20 protein-coding genes, 1 tRNA gene and 1 pseudogene are annotated in these 22,939 nt (G+C 70.9%); 12 read left to right on the top strand and 10 right to left on the bottom strand.

Going from position 1 to position 22,939, the window contains the following annotated elements; translation table 11 throughout:
• Positions 1 to 7 precede the first annotated feature (7 nt).
• Positions 8 to 778 (bottom strand): ABC transporter ATP-binding protein, encoded by a 771-nt coding sequence (locus ACFVUT_RS16660; RefSeq protein WP_389649052.1) that lies wholly within the window; start codon positions 776 to 778, stop codon positions 8 to 10.
• Between the two features lie 256 nt (positions 779 to 1,034).
• Entirely contained in the window at positions 1,035 to 2,054 is a 1,020-nt protein-coding gene (locus ACFVUT_RS16655) for a LacI family DNA-binding transcriptional regulator (protein WP_389649055.1), read from the bottom strand.
• 223 nt (positions 2,055 to 2,277) lie between these two features.
• Between ACFVUT_RS16655 and ACFVUT_RS16650 the strand changes: the two genes are divergently transcribed.
• From ACFVUT_RS16650 to ACFVUT_RS16610, 9 genes are all read left to right on the top strand, one after another.
• Positions 2,278 to 4,008, top strand: coding sequence for an ABC transporter substrate-binding protein (locus ACFVUT_RS16650; protein WP_389649058.1), 1,731 nt, complete (start codon positions 2,278 to 2,280; stop codon positions 4,006 to 4,008).
• Between the two features lie 166 nt (positions 4,009 to 4,174).
• On the top strand, positions 4,175 to 5,170 hold the full coding sequence (locus tag ACFVUT_RS16645) for an ABC transporter permease (RefSeq protein ID WP_389649061.1): 996 nt from the start codon (positions 4,175 to 4,177) through the stop codon (positions 5,168 to 5,170).
• Positions 5,167 to 6,090: an ABC transporter permease gene (locus ACFVUT_RS16640; RefSeq protein ID WP_389649064.1), complete on the top strand. Its 924-nt coding sequence runs from the start codon at positions 5,167 to 5,169 to the stop codon at positions 6,088 to 6,090. Before ACFVUT_RS16645 ends, ACFVUT_RS16640 begins: the two co-directional genes overlap by 4 nt.
• A 4-nt stretch (positions 6,091 to 6,094) precedes the next feature.
• Positions 6,095 to 7,036, top strand: a complete 942-nt coding sequence (locus tag ACFVUT_RS16635; protein WP_389649067.1) for an ABC transporter ATP-binding protein — start codon at positions 6,095 to 6,097, stop codon at positions 7,034 to 7,036.
• Entirely contained in the window at positions 7,021 to 7,935 is a 915-nt protein-coding gene (locus ACFVUT_RS16630) for an ATP-binding cassette domain-containing protein (protein ID WP_389649070.1), read from the top strand. The genes ACFVUT_RS16635 and ACFVUT_RS16630 overlap by 16 nt, the downstream gene beginning before the upstream one ends.
• On the top strand, positions 7,932 to 10,337 hold the full coding sequence (locus ACFVUT_RS16625) for a glycoside hydrolase family 2 protein (RefSeq protein ID WP_389649073.1): 2,406 nt from the start codon (positions 7,932 to 7,934) through the stop codon (positions 10,335 to 10,337). The genes ACFVUT_RS16630 and ACFVUT_RS16625 overlap by 4 nt, the downstream gene beginning before the upstream one ends.
• Before the next feature lie 250 nt (positions 10,338 to 10,587).
• A tRNA-Leu gene (locus ACFVUT_RS16620) sits at positions 10,588 to 10,673 on the top strand.
• Between the two features lie 443 nt (positions 10,674 to 11,116).
• Entirely contained in the window at positions 11,117 to 12,004 is an 888-nt protein-coding gene (locus ACFVUT_RS16615; protein WP_389649076.1) for a Bax inhibitor-1/YccA family protein, read from the top strand.
• Between the two features lie 204 nt (positions 12,005 to 12,208).
• Complete coding sequence (locus ACFVUT_RS16610) at positions 12,209 to 12,526, top strand: hypothetical protein (protein WP_389649078.1); 318 nt, start codon at positions 12,209 to 12,211, stop codon at positions 12,524 to 12,526.
• A gap of 67 nt (positions 12,527 to 12,593) precedes the next feature.
• On the opposite strand, the gene ACFVUT_RS16605 is transcribed toward ACFVUT_RS16610, so the two are convergent.
• The 3 genes and pseudogenes from ACFVUT_RS16605 to ACFVUT_RS16595 form a co-directional block, all read right to left on the bottom strand.
• Positions 12,594 to 13,451 carry a hypothetical protein gene (locus ACFVUT_RS16605; RefSeq protein WP_389649291.1) on the bottom strand — a complete coding sequence of 286 codons (858 nt, stop codon included), beginning with the start codon at positions 13,449 to 13,451 and terminating at the stop codon, positions 12,594 to 12,596.
• A 365-nt stretch (positions 13,452 to 13,816) separates the two neighbouring features.
• Entirely contained in the window at positions 13,817 to 15,037 is a 1,221-nt protein-coding gene (locus ACFVUT_RS16600; protein ID WP_389649081.1) for an acetyl-CoA C-acetyltransferase, read from the bottom strand.
• A 352-nt stretch (positions 15,038 to 15,389) separates the two neighbouring features.
• Positions 15,390 to 16,388: pseudogene (locus tag ACFVUT_RS16595) on the bottom strand (SGNH/GDSL hydrolase family protein); the annotation flags it as partial.
• Between the two features lie 155 nt (positions 16,389 to 16,543).
• Between ACFVUT_RS16595 and ACFVUT_RS16590 the strand changes: the two are divergent.
• Positions 16,544 to 17,950 (top strand): cystathionine beta-synthase, encoded by a 1,407-nt coding sequence (locus ACFVUT_RS16590; protein ID WP_389649084.1) that lies wholly within the window; start codon positions 16,544 to 16,546, stop codon positions 17,948 to 17,950.
• Between the two features lie 322 nt (positions 17,951 to 18,272).
• On the opposite strand, the gene ACFVUT_RS16585 is transcribed toward ACFVUT_RS16590, so the two are convergent.
• Positions 18,273 to 18,695: a hypothetical protein gene (locus ACFVUT_RS16585; RefSeq protein ID WP_389649087.1), complete on the bottom strand. Its 423-nt coding sequence runs from the start codon at positions 18,693 to 18,695 to the stop codon at positions 18,273 to 18,275.
• Positions 18,696 to 18,947: 252 nt separating this feature from the next.
• Here ACFVUT_RS16585 and ACFVUT_RS16580 point away from each other — a divergent pair, with 252 nt between their 5' ends.
• Entirely contained in the window at positions 18,948 to 19,796 is an 849-nt protein-coding gene (locus ACFVUT_RS16580; protein ID WP_389649090.1) for a MurR/RpiR family transcriptional regulator, read from the top strand.
• 174 nt (positions 19,797 to 19,970) lie between these two features.
• Complete coding sequence (locus ACFVUT_RS16575) at positions 19,971 to 20,537, top strand: hypothetical protein (RefSeq protein WP_389649093.1); 567 nt, start codon at positions 19,971 to 19,973, stop codon at positions 20,535 to 20,537.
• Between the two features lie 10 nt (positions 20,538 to 20,547).
• Here ACFVUT_RS16575 and ACFVUT_RS16570 read toward each other — a convergent pair whose 3' ends face one another.
• From ACFVUT_RS16570 to ACFVUT_RS16555, 4 genes are all read right to left on the bottom strand, one after another.
• Complete coding sequence (locus ACFVUT_RS16570; RefSeq protein WP_389649095.1) at positions 20,548 to 20,922, bottom strand: hypothetical protein; 375 nt, start codon at positions 20,920 to 20,922, stop codon at positions 20,548 to 20,550.
• Between the two features lie 68 nt (positions 20,923 to 20,990).
• The gene (locus tag ACFVUT_RS16565; protein WP_389649098.1) at positions 20,991 to 21,458 is read right to left on the bottom strand and encodes a roadblock/LC7 domain-containing protein; all 468 of its coding nucleotides are present in this window, start codon (positions 21,456 to 21,458) and stop codon (positions 20,991 to 20,993) included.
• A gap of 38 nt (positions 21,459 to 21,496) precedes the next feature.
• Entirely contained in the window at positions 21,497 to 22,273 is a 777-nt protein-coding gene (locus ACFVUT_RS16560) for a winged helix-turn-helix domain-containing protein (RefSeq protein ID WP_389649101.1), read from the bottom strand.
• The gene (locus tag ACFVUT_RS16555) at positions 22,270 to 22,683 is read right to left on the bottom strand and encodes a hypothetical protein (protein WP_389649104.1); all 414 of its coding nucleotides are present in this window, start codon (positions 22,681 to 22,683) and stop codon (positions 22,270 to 22,272) included. The genes ACFVUT_RS16560 and ACFVUT_RS16555 overlap by 4 nt, the downstream gene beginning before the upstream one ends.
• Positions 22,684 to 22,939 lie beyond the last annotated feature (256 nt).

Raw genomic sequence — 22,939 nt, 5'->3', positions numbered from 1 at the left:
GCGGGTCTCAGCTGGTGCGGCCCTTGGAGTCGAACGCCTTCATCCGGTCGAGGACCCGGTCCGCGGTGGGGCGCGGCATCTGGTCGACGATCCGCCCGTCCGCGAGGAAGACGACCCGGTCCGCGTAGGAGGCCGCCGCCGGGTCGTGGGTCACCATCACCACGGTCTGCCCCAGCTCGCGCACCGAGTTGCGCAGGAAGCCGAGGACTTCGGCGCCGGAGCGGGAGTCCAGGTTCCCGGTCGGCTCGTCACCGAAGATGATTTCCGGCCGCGAGGCCAGGGCGCGCGCCACCGCGACGCGCTGCTGCTGTCCGCCGGAGAGCTCGGTCGGCCGGTGGGTCAGCCGGTCGGAGAGCCCCACCATGTCGATGACCCGGCGCACCCACTCGGCGTCGGGCTTGCGGCCCGCGATGTCCATGGGCAGCGTGATGTTCTCCTGCGCCGTCAGGGTCGGCAGCAGGTTGAACGCCTGGAAGATGAAGCCGATCTTGTCCCGGCGGAGCTGGGTGAGCTGCTTGTCCTTGAGGGAGCCCAGCTCCGTCTCGCCGATCCGCACCGAGCCGCTGCTGAAGCTGTCGAGGCCGGCCACGCAGTGCATGAGCGTGGACTTGCCGGAGCCGGACGGACCCATGATCGCGGTGAACTCGCCCTGCGGGAAGTCCACGGTGACCCGGTCCAGGGCCGTGACCCTGGTCTCGCCCTCGCCGTAGACCTTCGACAGGTCCGTGGCGCGGGCGGCCACCGTGGTGACGCGGTGTGCGGTGGGAGTGGTGGTCACGGGACTCTCCTGATTCGGGTCTCCGGCCGAGAGCTTCGTCCGGGGGCGCGTTCGATTGCCTGGGGTGTCCCTCCATCGTCACCGTCGCGTGGCCGCGGTTCGTCAGCCCGCATGCCCGTTTCCGAGGCCGTCTTGAGTCGCACCGGGCAGCCCCGGCGTCCTCCTGCGGTATGACACCGACCCTGAGGAGGGGCACGGCCGCGGTGCGGCCCGAGCGCAGCTCCAGTGCGGTCCCGGCGCGGCCCTCGGGGGTGCCTCAGCGCGGCGCGGCCGTCGATCCGCGCGGGACCAGGCGGGCCGCGGAGTCCTCGAATCCGGCCGCCGTGCCATCCGTGACCAGGGCCAGCAGGGTGCGCGCGGCATGGCCGCCGTACGCCGGGATGTCCCGGCTCAGCGCGGTCAGCGGCGGACGCACCACCCGCGAGAGCTGCGAGTCGTCCCAGGCGACCAGGGAGAGGTCGCCGGGCACGTCGAGCCCCATCTCCTGGGCGACCGAGAGGCCGGCCACGGCCATGATGTCGTTGTCGTAGACGACCGCGGTGGGCCGCTGCGGGGAGCTGATCAGCCGCCGCGTCGCATGCGCCCCGTCCTCGCCGGAGTAGTCCGTGTGGAGGACCACCGGTTCACCGAGGCCGAGTTCGGCGCAGACCTCGGCCTGGGCCCGGTCGCGCAGGCGGGTGTGGATCAGGTCGGGCAGACCCGCGACCCGGGCGATCGACCGGTGGCCCAGCGCGGTCAGATACGCGAGGGTGTCCCGGACCGCCGCGCTGTCGTCCGACCACACGGGCGTGAGCGGGCCGGCCGCCGAGGGGTGACCGATCGCCACGGCCGGCAGGCCCAGCTCGGCGACGCCCTCGATCCGGGGGTCGGGGACGCGCAGGTCGGCCAGGAACACGCCGTCCACCCGGCCCTCGCCCCACCACCTCCGGTAGACCTCCAGCTCCTGAGCCGGATCGGAGACGACCTGGAGCAGCAGGGCGCAGTCGCGCGTCGAGAGCTCGCTCTCGATGCCGCTGATCAGCTCCATGAAGAAGGGTTCCATCCCCAGCAGCCGGGCGGGCCGGCACAGGGCGAGGCCGACCGCGTCGGCCCGCGCACGGGTGAGGGCGCGGGCCGCGCTGTTGGGCCGCCAGCCGATCTCCTGCGCGATGGCCTTGATCGAGGCGCGGGTCGCCGGGGAGACCCCCGGCCGGTCGTTCAACGCGTACGACACCGCGACCTTGGATACCCCGGCGCGCCGTGCGATGTCGGCGATCGTGGGGCGGTGTTTGGGCATATGACCTCACTTAACCGGTTCCTCTTCTGTGCTCATCCTAATCTCCCCACTCCCTCCCGGCGGCCACGCCGCGAAAGGCAGTGATCGATCAACTCCCCTTGGCAGCAAAGAAAATGGGAGCGCTCCCGTCCTATTGACAGGGTCTCGCTCCGGCCGTAACTTCCGAGCACTTATCCGGTTCAGTGACTCCGCTCGGCAGGGACGGCGGGGAGAAGGAGGGACGATGGGCTCGGGATTCCGGGGACGGATCGCGACCACGCTCGCCGTGATCGGACTCGCCGCCACCGCGTGCACGGGGGGCGGCTCCTCGGCGGGCGGCTCGGGTGGTGCCGGCGGCGGCGGAGCGCTTCCGCGCAACGAGACGCTTTACACGACCGGCACACAGTGGGGGCCGCCGGCCAACTACAACCCACTGCACAACTGGGACCACGCGACCGGAACCAAGGGGCTGGTCTACGAGACGCTGTTCCACTTCGACCCCGACGCGGGCAAGCTGACGCCCTGGCTGGCCGCGTCGGGCAGCTGGACCGACGACCGGACGTACGAGCTCAAGCTGCGTCCGGGCATCACCTGGTCCGACGGCAAGCCACTCACCGCCGAGGACGTCGCGTACTCCTACGGGCTCGGCAAGATCGAGGCGTCGTCCTTCCACACCCTGTGGGACTGGCTGGCCGGTGCAAAGGCGGTGGACACCACGACCGTCCGCTTCACCTTCAAGCAGGCCCGCTACCAGGAGTGGGACTACACCCTCTACGGGCAGCCGATCGTCCCGAAACACATCTGGAGCGGGCGCGCCGAGAAGGAGATCCTCGACGGCGTCAACGACAAGCCGGTCGGCTCCGGCGCGTACACCCTCAAGAGCCACACCCAGGACCGGGTCATCTGGCAGCGGCGCGACGACTGGTGGGGCGTCAAGGAGCTCGGCATGAAGCCCGCGCCCCGCTACATCGTCGACGTCTCGAACCCCAGCAACGAGGTCGTCATCGGCCAACTGGGCCAGGGCCAGCTGGACCTGAGCAACAACTTCCTGCCGGGCGCCTCCTCGCTGATCAAGAGCAAGAAGGTCGTCTCGTACTACGACAAGCCGCCCTACATGCTCTCCGCCAACACCGCCTGGCTGGTGCCCAACACCAAGAAGAAGCCGATGGACGACGCGGCCTTCCGCAAGGCGCTCGCCACGTCCGTCGACATCGGGAAGATCGTCAAGGGGGTGTACGGGGACCTGGTCAAGCCCGCCGACCCGACCGGTCTGCTCCCCCAGTGGAACCAGTTCGTCGACCAGGACCTGGTGGCCCGGAAGGGCTTCTCCTTCGACACCGCCGAGGCCAAGCGGATCCTCTCCGGCGCCGGGTACAAGGACACCGACGGCGACGGCCTCGTGGAGAACAAGGACGGCTCGAAGCTCCGCCTCAAGCTGGCGGTGCCCACCGGCTGGACCGACTGGATGGAGGCGGCCAAGGTCATCGCCGCGTCCGGCAAGGCCGCCGGCATCGACATCACCACCGAGTTCCCCGACCAGAACGCCCTCAACGAGCAGCGCGGCAAGGGCGATTTCGACCTCGTCATCAACAACGAACGCCAACTGTCCAACACCCCGTGGACGTACTACGAGTACATATTCCAGCTGCCGGTGCAGAAGCAGCAGAACACGGTGAACTTCGGGCGGTACGAGAACGAGGACGCCTGGAAGCTCGTGCAGGAACTCGGCGGGGTGAAGACCGACGACACCGAGGGCATGAAGAAGGTCATCTCCAGGATCCAGGACATCCAGCTCGACGAGATGCCGGTCATCCCGCTCTGGTACAACGGCCTGTGGGCGCAGTCCACCACCGGGACCTGGACGAACTGGCCGTCGGACGCCGCGGGTGCGCCCAAGTACGCACCCGCGCTGTGGCGCAACTGGCTGGAGATGGGCGGCTTCGAAACGCTCACCCGGCTCAAGCCCGCCAAGTGACCCGGCAGTTCCGCAGTCGGCCCGCTGAATCGGCCCCTCCACGGTCGGCCCGCTGATTCGGCCCCTCCACGGTCGGCCCGCTGATTCGGCCCTTCCACGACCGCCCCGCCGTGCCCGCGCGTCCTGACCGCCGCTCGCACGGCGGGGCTCTTTCCGGGGAGTCCCCTTGCGCCGCTACTTCGCCCGAAAACTTCTGATCTACGCACTGACCTTCGTCGTCGCCGTCACCGTCAACTGGATGATCCCGCGCTTCATGCCCGGCGACCCGGTCGCCGCCATGGTGGCCCGCGCCCGGGTCTCACAGCCCGAGGCCGTCGAGGCGATGCGCTCCTACTACAACGATCTGTTCGGCTTCGACGAACCCGTGTGGCAGCAGTACCTGCACTTCTGGGGCGCGCTGTTCCAGGGCGACTTCGGGCTGTCCATCTGGGTCTTCCCCAAGCCCGTCGCCGACGTCCTGCTCGACGCGCTCCCGTACACCCTGGGACTGATGATCCCGGCCGTGCTGCTCAGCTGGTTCGTCGGCAACTGGGCCGGCGCGCTGGCCGCCCGCCGCAAGGTGCTCGACAACACCGTGCTCCCGGCCGGATACCTGCTGACCGCGATGCCGTACATGTGGATCGCCGTCATCCTCGCCTGGGCGCTCGGATCCAAGGCCGGCTGGTTCCCCCTCTCGGGCGGCTACAGCCTGAACATGCAGCCCAGCTACAGCATCGACTTCGCCCTGGACCTGCTGCGGCACTGGGTGATGCCGTTCCTCTCCCTCTTCCTGGTCTCGCTCGGCGGCTGGGCGATCGGCATGCGCAACATGATCATCTACGAGCTGGAGTCCGACTACGCGTCGTACCTGTCGGCCCTCGGCGCACCGCAGCGCCTCATCCGCCGCTACGCCTTCCGCAACGCCGTACTGCCCCAGATCACCGGCCTCGCCCTCCAGCTCGGCGTCCTGGTCGCCGGGGCCCTCGTCACCGAGATCGTCTTCGCCTATCCCGGGCTCGGTTCGCTGATCCTGGCCGCGATCCAGAACCAGGACTTCTTCCTGCTCCAGGGCGCGTTCCTGTTCATCGTCATCGGCGTACTGGTCGCCAACTTCCTCATCGACATCGTGTACGTCGTCGTCGACCCCCGTACCCGCACCGGCATGGCAGGAGGCCAGTCATGAGCACCGCGCCCGAACCGGCCGCCGACCCCGGCCCCACCACGACCGCCGACCCCGCCTCGGCCACCGCGGTCCGCCCCGCCCGGGAGACACTCCACTACGCCGTACGCAACCCCAAACTCCTCATCGGCTTCACGGTCGTCGCGCTGTTCCTGGCCGTCGGACTGATCGGCCCGCCGCTGCTCGGCGGCGCCGACCCCAACGAGTACGTGGGCCCGCAGGCCGCACCGCCGGACGGCACGTACTGGATGGGCACCACCACCTTCGGCCAGGACGTGTACGCCCAGTTCGTGCACGGGCTGCGCGCCACCTTCCTGGTCGGCGTCGTCGGCGGGGTCATCGCCGCTGTCATCGCGATGCTCGTCGGCTTCCTGGCCGGCTACCGCGGCGGCGTCGTCGACGAGATCCTCAACATGCTCACCAACGTCGTGCTGGTCCTGCCGGCCCTCGCCGTCCTGCTGATCATCAACGCCTACCTCGGGGTCCGATCGGTGCCCGCACAGGGCCTGTTCATCGGGCTCACCTCCTGGCCCTGGGCGGCGCGCGCGATCCGCGCGCAGACCTTCTCGCTGCGCACCCGGGAGTTCGTGGACCTGGCCCGGCTCAGCGGCAGCGGCACCTGGCGGATCGTCTTCCGCGAGATCGCGCCCAACATGAGCTCGTACCTCTTCATGACGTTCATCCTGCTCTTCGGCGGCTCCGTCCTGATCGCCTCCTCCCTCGACTTCATCGGGCTCGGACCCACCGAGGGCGTCTCGCTCGGTCTGATGCTGCAGAGCGCCCAGCAGTGGAGCGCACTCCAACTGGGCCTGTGGTGGTGGTTCGTTCCACCGGGCGCGGGGATCACCGCGATCGTCGGCGGGCTGTACGTCGCCAACGTCGGTCTCGACGAAGTGTTCAACCCGAAGCTCCGGGAGGCCTAGGCAGATGACCCTGACCGTGACCGATCTACGCGTCCACTACCGCACCCTGCGCGGCGAGGTCCGCGCCCTGGACGGTGTCGGATTCGACCTGGCCGACGGGGAGATCCTGGGCCTGGCGGGCGAGTCCGGCTGCGGCAAGTCGACGCTCGGCAAGTCGCTGATCCGGCTGGACGGCCGGATGCGGCACGCGGGCGGCACCGTCACCCTCGACGGCGACGAGCTGCCGCTCTCCGACGACCGCGCGATGAACGCCTTCCGCTTCCACCGGATCTCGCTCGTACCGCAGTACTCCATGAGCGCCCTCAACCCGACCCGGCGCGTCGGACGCATGATCCGCGAACTCCTCGCCTCGCGCGGTGCCGCCATCGACACCGCGGAACTGCACCGCCGCCTCGACCTGGTGGGCCTGGACCACGACATCCTGGACCGCTACCCCATCGAGCTGTCCGGCGGCATGAAACAGCGCGCCGTCATGGTGATCTCCACCCTCCTCGACCCGGCCGTCCTCATCGCCGACGAGGTGACCTCCGCCCTCGACGTCTCCACCCAGCGGGCCGTCGTCGGCGCGCTCACCGGGCTGCGGGACAAGGGCCTGGTCACCAGCATGATCTTCGTGACCCACGACCTCGGACTCGCCTCGCACATCGCCGACTCCATCATGGTCATGTACGCGGGGAAACCGGCCGAGAAGGCACCCACGAAGGTCCTGACGACCGCACCCCGCCACCCGTACACCAAGCTGCTGCTCGGCTCCATCCCGGAGATCGGCGCCCGGTACGCGGACAAGCCGCTCAAGGGCATCAACGGCGCCCCGCCCTCCCTGCTGAACCCCCCGGCCGGCTGCCGCTTCCGCGACCGCTGCCCGGTCGCCGACCGCCGGTGCGCCGAGGAACCCCCGCTCGTCGAGATCGCCCCCCGTCACTCCGTCGCATGCTGGAAGGCCTGATGCTGACCCTCGACCACGTCACCAAGACCTACCGGTCCGGATCCTTCGGCGGCGGCTCCTTCACCGCCGTCGACCGGGTGTCCTTCACCGCCGCGCCCGGCGAGGTCGTCTCCCTCATCGGCGAGAGCGGCAGCGGCAAATCCACCATCGGCCGGATGATCCTCGGCCTCACCGGTGTCAGCGACGGCCGCCTCACCCTCGACGGGAAGACGGTCCGCCCCGGCAAGGACTTCTACCGCCGGGTCCAGGGCGTCTTCCAGGACCCCTTCTCCTGCTACAACCCCGTCTTCAGGGCCGACCGCGTCTTCGCCCTCGTCCGCCGCGCCTACCACCCGGGCGTGGGCGACAAGGAGTGGGCCGACCGCGTCGAGAAGGCGGTACGCGACGTACGCCTGGACCCCGGACAGGTGCTCGGCCGCTACCCGCACCAGCTCAGCGGCGGCCAGCTGCAACGGCTGCTCATCGCCCGCGCCCTCCTGCTCGACCTGAGCTTCCTGGTCGCCGACGAGATCACCAGCATGCTCGACGCCTCCACCCGGATCGACGTCCTCAACCTCCTGGCCGGGCTCAAGGAACGCGGCCTCGGCGTCCTCTACATCACGCACGACCTCGCGCTCGGCACCTACCTCGCCGAGCGGACCGTGGTGCTGCGGCGCGGCCGCGTCGTCGAACGCGGCGACACCCGGAAGGTCTTCGGCAACCCGCTGCACCCGTACACCCGCACCCTCCTCGCCGCCGTGCCCCGGCTGAACACCCCCTGGACCGAGCCCGAACCGCTGGAGCGCTGCGCCTTCCACGCGGCCGGGCACCAGGACACCGATCTGTACGAGACCGAGCCGGACCACTTCGTGGCCTGCGCCCAGCTTCCCGACTGCGCAAGCGGAAGGATCTCCGCGTGACCCTTCGCACCCTGCCCCTGCACGACGGCTGGACGCTCACCGCCGACGGCCCCGTACCCCTCGGACTCCCCGCGGGAGGCGTCCCGGCCACCGTGCCCGGCTGCGTCCACACCGACCTGCTCGCCGCCGGACTCATCGACGACCCGTACCTCGACGACAACGAGACCCGGCTCGGCTGGATCGGCCGCACCGACTGGACGTACCGCACCACCTTCGACTGGACCCCCGACGGACACGACCACGCCGACCTGTGCTTCGACGGCCTCGACACCGTCGCCACCGTCCTGCTCAACGGCACCGAGGTCGGCCGCACCGCCAACCAGCACCGCAGCCACCGCTTCGCCGTCCGGCCGCTGCTCCGGGACGGCGCCAACACCCTCGACGTACGGTTCACCGCCCCGTACGCCTACGCCGAGGAGCTGCGCGACCGGCTCGGCGACCGGCCCGGCGCGTACACGGAGCCGTACGCCTTCATCCGCAAGATGGCGTGCAACTTCGGCTGGGACTGGGGGCCGACGCTGGTCACCTCCGGCATCTGGCGGCCGGTCGCCCTCCAGACATGGACCGGGACGCGGATCGCCTCGGTGAAACTGCTCGCCGACCTCGCCGACGACGGGGTGCCGCGGCTCACCGCCACCCTCGACGTCGAACGGTCCGGCCCCGAAGAGCTGACCGCCGTCGTGGAGGTGGCCGGCGAACGGGCCGCACTCACCGTGCCCGCCGGCCAGGACCACGCCACCACCACCCTCCCCGTCCCGCGCGCCGAACCCTGGTGGCCGCACAGCCACGGGAAGCAGCCGCTGTACGACGTCACCGTCCGGCTCGGCGACCACACCTGGCAGGGCACGACCGGTTTCCGCCGCGTCACCCTGGAACGCGAGGCGTTCCGGATCGACGTCAACGACGAACCCGTCTTCGTACGCGGCGTCAACTGGATCCCCGACGACTGCTTCCCGGCCCGCCTCACCCGGCAGCGCGTCTCCGACCGCCTCGACCAGGCGATCGCCGCCGGAGTCAACCTGATCCGGGTCTGGGGCGGCGGCCTGTACGAGAGCGACGACTTCTACGAACTGGCCGACGAGAAGGGCCTGCTGGTCTGGCAGGACTTCCCGTTCGCCTGCGCCGCCTACCCGGAGGAACAGCCCCTGTGGGACGAGGTGGCGGCCGAGGCCCGCGAGAACGTCACCCGCCTCGCCCCGCACCCCTCCCTGGTCCTGTGGTGCGGCAACAACGAGAACCTGGAGGGCCACGCCGACTGGGGCTGGCAGAAGGAGCTCGGTGACCGCACCTGGGGGCACGGCTACTACCACGAACTGCTCCCCGCCCTCTGCGCCGAGACCGACCCCACCCGCCCCTACTGGCCCGGATCGCCCTACTCCGGTTCCCCGGACGTCCACCCGCAGGACCCGGCTCGCGGCACCCTCCACATCTGGGACGTGTGGAACCGGGCCGATTACCGCGCCTACGCGGACCGGGTGCCGCGCTTCGTCGCCGAGTTCGGCTTCCAGGGACCGCCCGCGTACGCCACCCTGCGCCGCGCCGTCAGCGGCCCGCTCACGCCCGACGCCCCGCTCCTGGCCCACCACCAGAAGGCCGAGGACGGCAACGCCAAACTGCTCCGGGGCCTCGGCGACCACCTGCCGCAGCCCGGCGGGGACTTCGACGACTGGCACTGGCTCACCCAGCTCAACCAGGCCCGCGCCGTCGCCTTCGGCATCCGGCACTTCCGCTCGCACACCCCGTACTGCATGGGCACCGTCGTCTGGCAGCTCAACGACTGCTGGCCGGTCGTCTCCTGGTCCGCCGTCGACGGCGACGGCCGCCGCAAACCGCTCTGGTACGCGCTGCGGGCCGCCTACGCGGACCGCCTGATCGTGGTCCGCGACGGGGCCGTACACCTCGTCAACGACGCCCCCACCCCCTGGGCGGGCACGCTGCGGCTGACCCGGCACGGACTGGACGGCACGGTGCTGGCCGAGGAGGAGGTGGCGGTGAGCACCGACGCGCGGGCGGTCACCCGGGTACCGCTGCCGCCCTCCGTCGCCGCACCGGGCGACCGGACCCGCGAACTCCTGGTCGCGCGCCTCGGCGGAACGAGGACGGTCGAGTTCTACGACGAGGACACCCGCCTCGCACTCCCGCCGGCCCGCTACGACGTGACGGTGGCGCAGAACGGGGACGCGGCGCCCGGATACCGCGTGACGGTGACCGCCCGCACCCTTCTGCGGGACCTCGCGCTCTTCCCCGACCGGCTGGATCCGGCGGCCGAGGCGGACGACATGCTCGTCACTCTGCTGCCCGGGGAGAGCGTCGTGTTCCTGGTCGAGGGCGCGGTTCTCGCGGACCCGGAAGCGCTCGGAACGCGTCCGGTCCTGCGGTGCGTCAACGACACCGTCGCCTAGAAGGGTGGCGCGCGCCTGGCGAACCCGGCGCGCGCCTGGCGAATGCGCCGTCCGGGTGCGGCGACTTTACGTCAATCCGGATTACCGGTCGCCGCGCCCGCTACCCCGCCCAGGCATGTGACGATGCCCTCACGCGCATGCTGACGACCCCTCAAACGGTCAATAAAATAAGACAACATCGCGCTACTGATCCGCTGATCGGAGGAAGCCCCCGGATAGGGTCATGTGCCAACGCGGAGCCGCGCGCCAGGCCCGGATGGTGGAATGCAGACACGGCGAGCTTAAACCTCGCTGCCCCTCGGGGGCGTACCGGTTCGAGTCCGGTTCCGGGCACCACACAGCGCGCATGATCCGACGGCGGGGACGGCCTGGCGCAGGCGAGATCCTCTCCCTGCCCGACCACACCGTGGCCACGCTGAGATGGCGCACCCGAACGGCGTTGTGCCGCTGTCATCCGGAACACAAACGGACAGGGCCGCCATGACGAGCCCCGGCCCGTGGCTGCCCTGGTCGCGCGCCGTCCTCGAACGGCCGAACGCCGTCCTTGGAGGGCCGCGCGCCTGTGAGGGACGTCGCGGCGGACCGGATGCTCTGCTGCTGTGGGCCCGGCGGCGGCCGGTGGGGGAGTCGGCCGTGGCCGGTGAGCGTTCTCCGTACCGTGCTGGGTGCAGGATCCGGTGTGGATGTCCGTAAAGATCCTCCCCAAGCACTAGCCTGATTGTTTTGCCTACCCATTACTCTTGTGGGAAGGCCACGCAGGGTGGCCATGGAGGAGTGAGATGAGGAGCAGCAACCCGGTCTTCTCGCGACGGGGCTTCAGCCGCGACAACGGATACGCGGGCTTCAACGCGGCCCCGCAGGCCGGGGCCCCCGCCGCGGGTGCCAACCCGTATGCGCAGGGCACCGCCGCCAATCCGTACGCCACCAATCCCTACGCACAGCAGGACACCCAGTACGGCGCCCCGCAGGCGCCCGCGCGCACCGGCGCGATGACGATCGACGACGTCGTCACGCGTACCGCGATCACGCTGGGCACCGTGGTGCTCGGCGCGGCTCTCGCCTGGGCGCTGCTGCCGGTCGACGAGGCCAACCTCGGCAAGTCCTACGGCATCGCGATCGGCGCCGCCCTGGTGGCGTTCGTCCTGTCGCTCGTTCAGTCCTTCAAGCGCAGGCCGGTCCCGGCGCTGATCGTCTCGTACGCGGCCTTCGAGGGTGTCTTCCTCGGAGTGATCTCCAGCGCGGTGAGCACGTACATCGGGCCGGGCGTCGTGATGCAGGCGGTGTTGGGCACCATGTGTGTCTTCGCCGGTGTGCTTTTCGCGTACAAGATGCGCTGGATCCGCGTCACCCGTCGCTTCTACGGCTTCGTGATGGCCGCCGCCATGGGCTTCATGCTCCTGATGGTGGTCAACCTGCTGTTCGCCGCCTTCGGCGGCGGTGACGGCCTGGGCTTCCGCAGCGGTGGTCTCGGCATTCTCTTCGGAGTCATCGGGATCCTTCTCGGCGCGTGCTTCCTGGCCCTGGACTTCAAGCAGGTCGAGGACGGCATCGCGTTCGGCGCCCCGCGCGAGGAGTCCTGGCTGGCGGCCTTCGGCCTCACCATGACCCTGGTGTGGATCTACCTGGAGATGCTGCGTCTGCTCTCCATCCTCAGCGGCGACGACTGACAGATCGCACCGCGGGGGAGCGACACCCCATGAAGAACGGAACGGCCCGCCACCTGCGGGCCGTTCCGTTCTTGCGTGTGCCCGGGCATCGCGTCCTGCGTGTACCCGGACACCGCACCGGTCCGTTGGCGGCCCGCACCGGTCCGTCGGCGGCCCGCACCGGTCCGTTGGCGGCTGTCCCGGGGGAGCGCGTAGGGTCGCGGAGTGCTCGATACGACCCCGCTGATCACCGCCGTGGACCGATTCGCCGACCGGCTGCGCGCCGCCTCCCAGAGCCGTCTCCAGCGTGGAGCGGCTGCCGAGGGCCTGGCCACGGCCAGGGAAATGGCTCTGCGGGCCCAGCGCGTCGAGGCGCCGGACAAGGAGCCACGGGTGATGCCGGACGCCGGGATCTTCGCCGTCGGCGACCAGCTCGCCGTGGCGGGCCGCGACCTGGCGGTGGCACTGGAAACGGCCCCGTCGGCTGAGCTGGACGAGGCCGTGCAATTCGTGAAGGAGGCCGCTGCGCGCGCGTTCGCGTAGCGGCGGGCGGGGCGGTGGCCCGGGGGCGGCGGCCGGCGAGAGCCGCTGTGCCCGAGTGCCCCGGGGGCTAGAACGAGGCGATGACGCGGTCGGCGAGTATGTAGACGTTCTCCGCGCCGCAGGAGAAGGTCAGGGCGTACGCGCCGGAGACGCCGGAGCCGCCCAGCAGCACCGGGTGCTCACCCGCGAGCAGCGACTCGGCGAGACGCTCGGCGGTCTCACGGTGGCCGGGGGTCATACAGAGCGTGGTGCCGTCGGCGAAGACGTAGACATCGAGGGTGCCGAGCGGGCCGGGGCGCACATCGGCGAGTTCCGTACGGCTTTCGGCGAGCTCTTCGAGCCGGTTCACGGTGCGCTCGTGGTCGGTGACGACCGGGGTCTGCACCGGTACGAAGTCGGGGTGCGAGGGGTGGCGGCGACGGGCCGCGGCCAGCTCGGGGGAGTCCTCGGCGAACTCCGCCGTCTCGGGCAGCTCGGTCACGTCCGTCAGCTCGGCCAGCTCCGTCAGCTCGGCCAGTTCGGTCAGTTCGGTCAGTTCTTCGAGCGCCTCGGTGGCATCGAGGTCCATCGCCTCAAGGCCCGCGAAGTCGGCCTGGCGCGGCAGGAAGAACGGCGCGTCCTCGCTGATCCCGGTCAGTCCGCCCAGCAGGGACGGGGCGTCGGCGGCGTCGCGCGCCTCCTGGGTGGCCCAGAAGGCGCGGGCCTCGGCGAGCTCGCGCTCCCGCTCCTCGGCGAGCGCCTCGGCCACGGCCGCGCGTATCTCGGCGGCCGGGAGCGTGTCGTGGCGGCTCTGTGCGGGCACGACGGCACCCTGGACACGGGCCGCGGCCAGCTCCGTACGAAGGGCCGTGATCTGCTTGCGCAGCCCGTGAGCAGCGTGCAGAGCGGCAGCACCGACGACCGTGGCGGCGGCGGTGGTCAGCATCAAGGCAAGAGGCATGGCGCTCACTCACATACTCCCGTTTTCAATCGATTCCCCGACTTCCTACCTCAGCTTGAACTGTGCCTGCGCCCGGTGTCAGTGCATTACGTCACGAATTGGACAGGTCTTTGTGCCTGGGGTTTAGGTCGGTTGCTGGTGTGACCTGCGGGAATGTCTCTTCCGGGGGAGATAGGTCACATCCTGGGGGAGATTCGGTCACGGACGGGGCTCGGAACCAGCCATCGCCGCCGCCCGGCTCCCGGGCGGCGGCGATGGCTGGTTCCGTGTGTGGGGTCGCGTTCGCTTCGCTTCCGTGGGGTGCAGGCGTCGCCTTCGTGCCTCAGGCAACCCCTACCCCCCACTCCAGCTCAGCTCAGCCGCTCGATGACCATCGCCATTCCCTGGCCGCCGCCCACGCACATGGTCTCCAGGCCGAACTGCTTGTCGTGGAACTGCAGGCTGTTGATCAGCGTGCCGGTGATCCGGGCGCCGGTCATGCCGAAGGGGTGGCCGACGGCGATGGCGCCACCGTTGACGTTGACCTTCTCCAGAGGCAGGCCGAGGTCGCGGTAGGAGGGGATCACCTGGGCGGCGAACGCCTCGTTGATCTCGGCCAGGTCGATGTCGTCGACGGTCAGCCCGGCGCGCTTCAGCGCCTGCCTGCTGGCCTCCACCGGCCCGTATCCCATGATCTCGGGGGAGAGGCCGGAGACACCGGTCGAGACGATCCGGGCCAGCGGGGTCAGGCCCAGCTCGCGCGCCTTGGTGTCGGACATGATCACGAGTGCGGCGGCGCCGTCGTTGAGCGGGCAGCAGTTGCCCGCGGTGACCAGCCCGTCGGGGCGGAAGACCGGCTTCAGGCCCTGCACGCCCTCCAGGGTGACGCCCGCACGCGGGCCGTCGTCCTTCGCGACGACCGTGCCGTCCGGCGTGGTGACCGGGGTGATCTCGCGCTCCCAGAAGCCGTTCTTGAGGGCTTCCTCGGCGAGGTTCTGCGAGCGGACGCCGAACTCGTCCATGTCCTGGCGGGTGATGCCCTTGAGCCGGGCCAGGTTCTCCGCGGTCTGCCCCATCGCGATGTACGCGTCCGGGACCAGGCCGTCCTCGCGCGGGTCGTGCCAGTCCGCACCCTCCTGCTCGGCGCGGGCCGCCGTGCGGGCCTCGGCGTCGGCGAACAGCGGGTTGTGCGTGTCCGGCAGGCTGTCGGAGTTCCCCTTCACGAAACGGGACACCATCTCGACACCGGCCGAGATGAACACGTCGCCCTCGCCCGCCTTGATGGCGTGCAGCGCCATCCGGCTGGTCTGGAGGGAGGACGAGCAGTAGCGGGTGACCGTACAGCCCGGAAGGTGGTCCATGCCCATGTGCACGGCGATGATCCGGCCCAGGTTGTTGCCCTGCTCGCCGCCCGGGAGACCGCAGCCGAGCATCAGGTCGTCGATGTCCTTCGGATCCAGCTCGGGCACCTTGGCCAGCGCGGTCTGGATGATCGTGGCGGTCAGGTCGTCCGCGCGCAGGTCCTTCAGCGACCCCTTGAAGGCCCGGCCGATGGGGGAACGGGCAGCAGAGACGATCACGGCTTCGGGCATCACGCGGCTCCATGAGGGCTGGACGGCGGGTTCTGGCAGGTACTGAAGGGGAAGTTACCTGTACGTAGGGGCTGGGTCACCGGGCAGCGCATGTGACGCCGACCTCTTTTCTAAGCGACCGCTCAGTCGATCAATTGGCGGGCAGGTTGTGCGGATCTCCGTGGGTCTCGCCGTGGGTTCCGCCGTGCCGCTCGCCGTGCCGCTCCTCCAGTGTCCCTCCGTCCCCTTGCGTCTCTCCCTGGGACCGTCCCGGCGTCTCGCCGGCCTTCTCGCCGATCTTTCCGGACGGCTCCCTGCCCGTGACGTCCCGCGTCTCCGGGGCCGCCCGCCCGTGCCGCTGCCGGGCCGACGGCGCTTCCTCGTGGGTGTCCTGCGTCTCCGGGTGCGGATGGGGCTCCGTGGCGGCGGGCAGACGCCGCCGCCTGCGGTGCTTGAGGAGCGCCCAGGGCGCCCGAGCCCCCGTGACCTCCGTACCGGCCTCCCGGGCCGCCTGGGAGGCCGCCTTGGCCACCGGCAGGATGTCCTCGCGCCGTGCCCCGTCCAGCCGGTCGGTCTCCGGCCACAGTCCCAGCACCGCACAGAGCGTGGGCAGGACCGCCATCGCCGCCGTGGCGTACCCCTCCGCCGACGGGTGGTAGTTGTCGGGGCCGAACAACTCCCGCGGGTTCGCCTCGAACTCCGGCCCCAGCAGGTCGCCCAGCGACACCGTGCGCCCGCCCTGTTCCACCGAACCGATCGTCTGGGCCGCCGCCAGCTGTCGGCTCACCCGCCGGGCCAGCCAGCGCAGCGGCTGGTACACCGGCTCGATGGTGCCGAGATCGGGGCACGTGCCGACCACCACCTCCGCACCCGCCGTGCGCAGCCTGCGCACGGCGGTGGTCAGACAGCGCACCGACTGGGTGGCGGGCATCCGGTGCGTCACATCGTTCGCCCCGATCATGATCACGCAGACGTCCGGTGTGCGGGACGTGTCCGAGAGCAGCAGCGAGACCTGCCGTTCCAGATCGTCCGACCGCGCACCCGGCTGCGCCACGTTGCGCAGATCCACCGGCCGCTCGGACACCGCCGCGAGCCCCGACGCGAGCAGCGCCCCCGGGGTCTGCCCGGCCCGGCGCACCCCCTGTCCGGCCGCCGTCGAGTCACCCAGCAACCCCAGTCGCAGTGGGTCCGCGGGGCCGGCGAACGCCACCCCGTACCGCCCGTCCGCGCTCGGCGGAACCGGTGCGATACCGCCGCCCACATGCCGTTTCGCCAGCTGGACCTCCGTCAGCAGTACGCCTACCGCCGCCGCGCCGAGCAGCCCGATGCTGCCGCCGCCGTAGGCCGCGCCCGCCGCGATCCGCCGTGCCACCCTTGCCCTCGACACAGTCCGGTCCACCTCCTCGTTGCCGTGCTGCCGTACATACAGCTAACTGCCCCGCAGTGACCGCCGCTCAATCGCTTCGCCCAATGTCGCGCCCGTACGCATACCCTTGCCGCACCATCTCGGAGACCCCGGAGTACACGGTGCAATTCCACGATTCGATGATCAGTCTCGTAGGCAATACCCCGCTGGTGAGGCTGCGCAGTGTGACGGCCGGCATCCAGGCGACGGTCCTGGCCAAGGTCGAGTACTTCAATCCCGGCGGTTCGGTCAAGGACCGCATCGCCCTGCGCATGATCGAGGCCGCCGAACAGAGCGGTGAGCTGCGGCCCGGCGGCACCATCGTCGAGCCGACCAGCGGCAACACGGGCGTCGGCCTGGCGATCGTCGCCCAGCAGAAGGGATACAAGTGCATCTTCGTCTGCCCGGACAAGGTGTCCACGGACAAGATCAATGTGCTGCGCGCCTACGGAGCCGAGGTCGTCGTCTGCCCGACGGCCGTTGACCCCGAGCACCCCGACTCGTATTACAACGTCTCCGACCGGCTGGTCCGCGAGACACCGGGAGCGTGGAAGCCCGACCAGTACTCCAACCCCAACAACCCGCGTTCCCACTACGAGACCACCGGTCCCGAGCTGTGGGAGCAGACGGACGGAAAGATCACCCACTTCGTCGCGGGGGTCGGCACCGGCGGAACGATCAGCGGCACCGGCCGCTATCTGAAGGAGGCCAGCGGCGGCTCGGTCACGGTCGTCGGCGCGGACCCGGAGGGCTCGGTCTACTCGGGCGGCTCCGGACGCCCGTACCTCGTCGAGGGCGTCGGCGAGGACTTCTGGCCGAGCGCGTACGACCGCACGGTCACGGACGAGATCGTCGCCGTGTCCGACAAGGACTCCTTCCAGATGACCCGCCGCCTCGCGAAGGAGGAGGGCCTGCTGGTCGGCGGCTCCTGCGGGATGGCGGTCGTCGCCGCTCTGGAGGTCGCGAAGCGACTCGGCCCGGACGACGTGGTCGTCGTGCTGCTGCCCGACAGCGGACGCGGGTACCTCAGCAAGATCTTCAATGACGAGTGGATGGCCGACTACGGCTTCCTGGAGGACACCGGCCCGTCGGCCCGGGTCGGGGACGTGCTCGACCACAAGGACGGCCCGATCCCCACGCTCGTCCACATGCACCCGGAGGAGACCGTCGGCGAGGCGATCGACGTCCTGCGCGAGTACGGCGTCTCGCAGATGCCGATCGTGAAGCCGGGCGCCGGACACCCGGACGTGATGGCCGCCGAGGTCATCGGTTCGGTGGTGGAGCGGGAGCTGCTGAACGCCCTGTTCGCCCAGCGCGCCTCGCTCGCCGACCCGCTGGAGAAGCACATGTCGCCGCCGCTGCCGCAGGTCGGCTCCGGCGAACCGGTCGAGGACCTGATGGCGGTGCTCGGCGGTACGGACGCGGCGGACGCGGCGATCGTGCTGGTGGAGGGGAAACCGAAGGGCGTCGTCAGCAGGCAGGACCTGCTGGCGTTCCTCGCCAGGGACGCGGCGGCCGGCAAGCCGTAGCGGCCGGGGCGGCCGGGCTTCGCGAAAACGGTACGAGCGCGACACGTCCGCGCAGCACCCGCTTAACACGAGTACGGCAGATTGATGGGTGTCGGCAGGGAGACCAGCCGACACCCGGTACGGCGACACGGACTACGGAGCGGCTCCCGGACCTCCACCGTCGCCCGGACGCGGTGACCGGCCCTGACCCGGACCGTGTCCCTCGCGGGGACCGCCGTCGTCCCGCCCCCTGGGAAACCGGGGGTGCGGCGGTCCCCGCGATACACCTGTGTGCGCGAGGGCCCGGGCGGCCCTTCCCCGCGGCCCTCCCTCTCAGTCCTCTTCAGTCCTCCCAGTCGGACGACTCCGAGCGCCCGGTACGCCACCGGCCCCGGGGCCGGTGGCGGGCGGCCTGCACCACGTTGACGGCGACGATCCCGAGCCAGGCGATGACCAGGCCCGTTGCGCCGGCGGTCGCGGCGCCGATCGCCGACAGCGGGATGGCCAGGACCAGCGAGATGATCCCGAAGCCGTAGCGCTCGGCGAAGTTCCCCAGGGGCTGCGGCGCACGCGTACCCCGGGCGACGCTCACCTGCTGCTCGGCGAGATGACGCCGGACGCGGCGGTCGAGCGTGGTGTCGAGACGCTGCTCGACCTTTTCCAGGAATGACTCTACGAGCGCGGACTCGTAATCCGAACCCAGCTCGCTCCGTGCGTGCAGGGTGGCGTCGAGCTCCTTCTTGAGCTCGGGGTCGCGGGTATCCATGCCTTTCACGGTACGCATCGGGGGCGTCCCGGCCAGTGGGGCTGTCCCCCCTCTTTCCGCCCTTTCCCGCAGACTCGCTGCATATGGACATACAGGTGGCTTGCTGGCTGAATGGATGAGTCGGCGCCGGACCATGGCGTGACGGACCATGGCGCGCCGGACCATGGCGTGACGGGTCGTGGGGTGACGGACCATGGCGCGGCGGACGATGGCGCGCCGCCCATGGCGTGACGGATCTACCGAGGGGACAGCATGAGCGGGAGCAGCCCGGCCGCGCGGTTGCAGCAGCTCTTCGAGGGGCGCCGGCTCACGCCCACCCAACGGCGCATCGCCCACTCGATGGTGCGCAGGGCCGGGGAGGTCCCGTTCCTGTCGAGTGTGGAGCTGGCCGAACTCGCCGGGGTGAGCCAGCCGTCCGTCACCCGGTTCGCCGTGGCGCTCGGGTTCGACGGCTATCCGGCGCTCCGCAGACACCTGCGGGAGGTCGCCCCCGCCGAGCAGCCCGCGGCGGAGGACGGGACGGAGGCGTACAACGAGTACCAGCAGGCCGTGCTGGCCGAGATCGAGAATCTGCGGCATCTGACCGAGCTGCTCGCCGACCCCGGACCCGTCGAACGGGCGGGCAGGCTGCTGGCGGCCTCGCGACCGCTCCCCGTGCTCGGGCTCCGGGCCGCCTCCTCGCAGGCGCGCGGGTTCGGATACTTCGCCGCCAAGGTCCACCCCGATGTGCGGGTGTTCGACGAGGGCGGGACGGCGCTGTACGACCGGCTCGATGCCGTGCGGCGGGCCGGTGCCACCGCTCTGATCTGCTTCGCGCTGCCCCGCCACCCGAAGGAGGTCGTGGACGCCCTCGCGTACGCGCAGGAGTGCGGCCTGACCGTCGTGTCGGTCGCCGACTCCGCTTTCGCGCCCGTGGCCAAGTGCAGCGATCTGCTGATCCCCGGCGCCGTCGGCACCGGGCTCGCCTTCGACACGGTGTGCGCGCCCATGCTCCTGGGACGCGTGCTGCTGGAAGCGATGTGCGACGACCTGCCCGACGCGCAGGCGCGACTGGAGGAATTCGACACCCGGGCGGCGGCGCGCGGGCTGTTCGTGGAGTGACGGCGCCCCCTGCCCGGGCATGGCCGGGGCACCCGGCCGGGGGAGCTGCGGCCGGGCGGGTTTCCCGCACGAGGACCGCCCCGGCCCGCTCCGTGATTCTCAGACGTCGCTCATCTACGGCCGTTAATCTCCGGCCCGGAAGGAACAGAAGGAGCTGCGGAGAGGGGTACGGACGTGGGGCGCGGAGCACAGTCGCTGGCGAGGGTGGCCGTGATCGTACGGGCCGGAGCAGCACCGCTGTGGTGGCCGGGGCTGATCGCCGCGGCGATCGGCGCACTGGTGCCGGGGCTCACCGGACGCCGGATCGGGCTGCTGGCCGGAGCGGCGCTGTTCCTGATCACCGCCGCCGTGGTGGCGCTCGTACGAGGCGGGCGGTACGCGGAGTTGGCCGAGGGAGCCACACGCGCCGGCCGGTCCGACTTCCTCCAGGACCGGGACGTGACCGTACGCGACTGGCGGCGCGGGCACCGGTGGTGGTTGCTCGGGGCGTTCCTCGTGGCGGTGGCGAGCGTGTTCCTGCTGCCCGGGGCCGGGGGACTGGTCCTCGCGGGCGCGGGAGCGGGGCTCTGGATCAAGGCCGCCAGGATCGGGCAGCGCGAGCGCCGGGGCGACGTCCTGTACTGGGTGCGGACCGACTGGGTGCAGCGCGGGCGGCCCGCGGGCAAGCAGGTGAAGGGGTACCGGACGACCGGTCCGATGGCGGGTGACGCCGCGCCCGGCGGGGCGCGGCGCCGACGCTGAGGCCGCCGGGTCAGACCTCCAGTTCGGCCTCGATCCGCTTCAGCTGGTGGCGGGCCATCGCCAGGTTGGCGCGTTGGCCGTCCAGTACCAGATAGAGGAACAGTCCGTTGTTCCCCCGGGTCTTGAGCAGCCGGATCAGGTGGTACTGGGTGCCGAGTGTGATCAGGATGTCCTCGATCTCGTCCTTGAGGCCGAGGTGCTCCATCGTGCGGAGCTTGGCGCGGACGACATCGGTGTTGCCCGCCGCCGCGACCTCCAGGTTGAAGTCCTTGCCGCCGCCGAGCGTGCCCAGCGCCATTCCGCTGGTGTAGTCGACGAGGGCGACACCGAGGGTGCCCTCGATGGACGTCATCGCTTCCTTCAATGACGCTTCGGTGTTCGCCATGAGTGCTCGTTTCCTTTCCTGGCCGGCCGGGACGACCGGATCCGTGGGTTGTTTCCGGGGCATGGGAGTCACGTGCGGTGCGGCAGTGGGCCGCCGGGCTGTGTGGGGGGCTGTGCGGGGGCGCTGTTCGGGGGTGCGGGGCGCGCGGCGCGTTCCAGCGCGGTGTCGACCAGTTCGCCGACCCGGGCGCCCGCCCGGCGGCCCTCCAGATGGAGCCTGCCGACGTTGATCCGGTCCTCGGCCAGCAGCGTGAGGACGGCCGAGGAGCCTGCGGCGTACGTCGCGATGTAGCCGCTGTCGCCCCGTACGAGAAGTTCACGGAAGCCGCCCCGGCCGGTCGCCTCCGTCATCCGGATCGCGACGCCGAGCCCGGCCGCGGTCAGCGCGGCGACGCCCTCCGCCTCCACGCCCGGGGTGTCATGCGCCAGGACGAGACCGTCGATGCTGGCCGCCAGGGCGCCGGAGAGGAGCGGAACCCGGGCCCGTAACCGCTGGAGCTCGGCCAGGACATCCTGCACTGCGGCCTCGGGCACCATCAGTTGTCTCCTCCCGGCACGCTGTCTGAGCGCGCGTATCACAAGGCCTCCAATGCGTCTCGGAGCCGGCGCAGCAGCGCGACGTCGGGATCGGCCGTGACCGCGGGGAGCGCGACCCGGCCGGGGGCGGCCGCCCCCGCCGGCTCCCGTACGGCTTCGACCAGCCCGGACGCGGCCAGACGCCGCAGATCGACCAGGACGTGGAACGCGGGTCTGCCCAGATCCCGGGCGATGTCCGATGCGGTACGCACCCCGTCCACGAGAGCGAGCACGCGGCGCCGGACCGGTGGAACGGGGGCGTCGACCGGGTGGGCCGTCCGTACGAGCGGTGCGCTGTCGGTCACCGCGTCGGGCCAGATCCGCTCCAGCAGCTCCCGCCGCCGAAGCGTCTCGCGGTGCACGGCATCGACGGGGACGGGGCGTACGGGGCCGATCCAGTGGGAGACCCCGTAGCGGAAGCGGGCCGGGGTCCGGGTGGGGGAGAGCGCGAAGAACGCCGCGTCGTACAGTGCGCCCAGGTGGCACAGCTCCAGCGCCCCGCCCGGGATCCGCCCGCTGTCCACGAGATAGCGGCCGACCCGCTGACCGGCGCCCGCTCGGGCGACCGCCTCCCACCAGCCGTCCCGGTGCAGGGTGCCGCCCGTGGTGAGCAGGACGTCGATGCCGGGTGTCGCCGGGCTCTCCGCGTGCACCACCTGTCCCTCGGCGAGGTAGAGGGTGCCGCGGTCGCGCGTCAGGGCGCCGGTGGCCCGCTCGGCGGCGAGGCGTTCCAGCATGGGGGAGAGGGGTGTGCCCGGGACGGGGGCGGTTCTCATGCCAGGACCAGCCGCTCGGCCAACTCGCTCAGACGTATCCGGGCGAGGGCCAGATTGCCTTCCGCACGGTCGAGCCAGAGATGCAGGAACACGCTGCTGTCGAAGGCCGTCTCGACGAAACGGAGGATGTGGTACCCGGCGGGTGTGGTGACGATGACGTCCTCGACCGGCGGCGGCGCTCCCGCGACGGCCTTCTCCGCCGCATGCCCGGTGGCCTCCGACGCGAAGGCCGGCTGCTCGGCCGCCATCCTCGCGACTTCGGCCGTCTCCGCGGCGGTGGCCTCGTGGTCGCCGTTGGGCGATTCGCCGATGGTGCCGAGGGCGAGACCGCTCGTCCAGTCGACCACGGCGGCGCCGCGGGCGCCGGGCAGCCTCATGACTTCGAGCAGGCACTCGTCGATTCCGGGCACGCGCACTCCCCTCCCGACGTGGCGTACGGCTGTGACACAGAGGCTACGCAACGTGCCTGCCCCAAGGGGGAGTTCTGGCATTTTCCATGGGTACATGCGCGGGCCCGGGAGGAGGACGTGCGGAGGAGGGTTCCCCGGCGTCGTGCGCGCGGCCGCCGGAGGCCGTCCGCCTGGGTACGGCGTGGGGGTGTCGGAGGCCGTCCGCCTGGGTACGGCGTGGGGCTGTCGGAGGCCGTCCGCCTGGGTACGGCGTGTG

The organism is Streptomyces sp. NPDC058051, assembly GCF_042885475.1.
Lineage (GTDB): Bacteria > Actinomycetota > Actinomycetes > Streptomycetales > Streptomycetaceae > Streptomyces.
This window is presented reverse-complemented; position numbering and strand designations above follow the sequence as displayed.

Coding starts and splice junctions, on each gene's coding strand:
- ACFVUT_RS16655 (WP_389649055.1), bottom strand. CDS start 2,054: ATGCCCAAACACCGCCCCACGATCGCCGACATCGCACGGCGCGCCGGG.
- ACFVUT_RS16650 (WP_389649058.1), top strand. CDS start 2,278: ATGGGCTCGGGATTCCGGGGACGGATCGCGACCACGCTCGCCGTGATC.
- ACFVUT_RS16640 (WP_389649064.1), top strand. CDS start 5,167: ATGAGCACCGCGCCCGAACCGGCCGCCGACCCCGGCCCCACCACGACC.
- ACFVUT_RS16635 (WP_389649067.1), top strand. CDS start 6,095: ATGACCCTGACCGTGACCGATCTACGCGTCCACTACCGCACCCTGCGC.
- ACFVUT_RS16630 (WP_389649070.1), top strand. CDS start 7,021: ATGCTGGAAGGCCTGATGCTGACCCTCGACCACGTCACCAAGACCTAC.
- ACFVUT_RS16615 (WP_389649076.1), top strand. CDS start 11,117: ATGAGGAGCAGCAACCCGGTCTTCTCGCGACGGGGCTTCAGCCGCGAC.
- ACFVUT_RS16605 (WP_389649291.1), bottom strand. CDS start 13,451: ATGCTGACCACCGCCGCCGCCACGGTCGTCGGTGCTGCCGCTCTGCAC.
- ACFVUT_RS16600 (WP_389649081.1), bottom strand. CDS start 15,037: ATGCCCGAAGCCGTGATCGTCTCTGCTGCCCGTTCCCCCATCGGCCGG.
- ACFVUT_RS16585 (WP_389649087.1), bottom strand. CDS start 18,695: ATGGATACCCGCGACCCCGAGCTCAAGAAGGAGCTCGACGCCACCCTG.
- ACFVUT_RS16580 (WP_389649090.1), top strand. CDS start 18,948: ATGAGCGGGAGCAGCCCGGCCGCGCGGTTGCAGCAGCTCTTCGAGGGG.
- ACFVUT_RS16570 (WP_389649095.1), bottom strand. CDS start 20,922: ATGGCGAACACCGAAGCGTCATTGAAGGAAGCGATGACGTCCATCGAG.
- ACFVUT_RS16565 (WP_389649098.1), bottom strand. CDS start 21,458: ATGGTGCCCGAGGCCGCAGTGCAGGATGTCCTGGCCGAGCTCCAGCGG.
- ACFVUT_RS16560 (WP_389649101.1), bottom strand. CDS start 22,273: ATGAGAACCGCCCCCGTCCCGGGCACACCCCTCTCCCCCATGCTGGAA.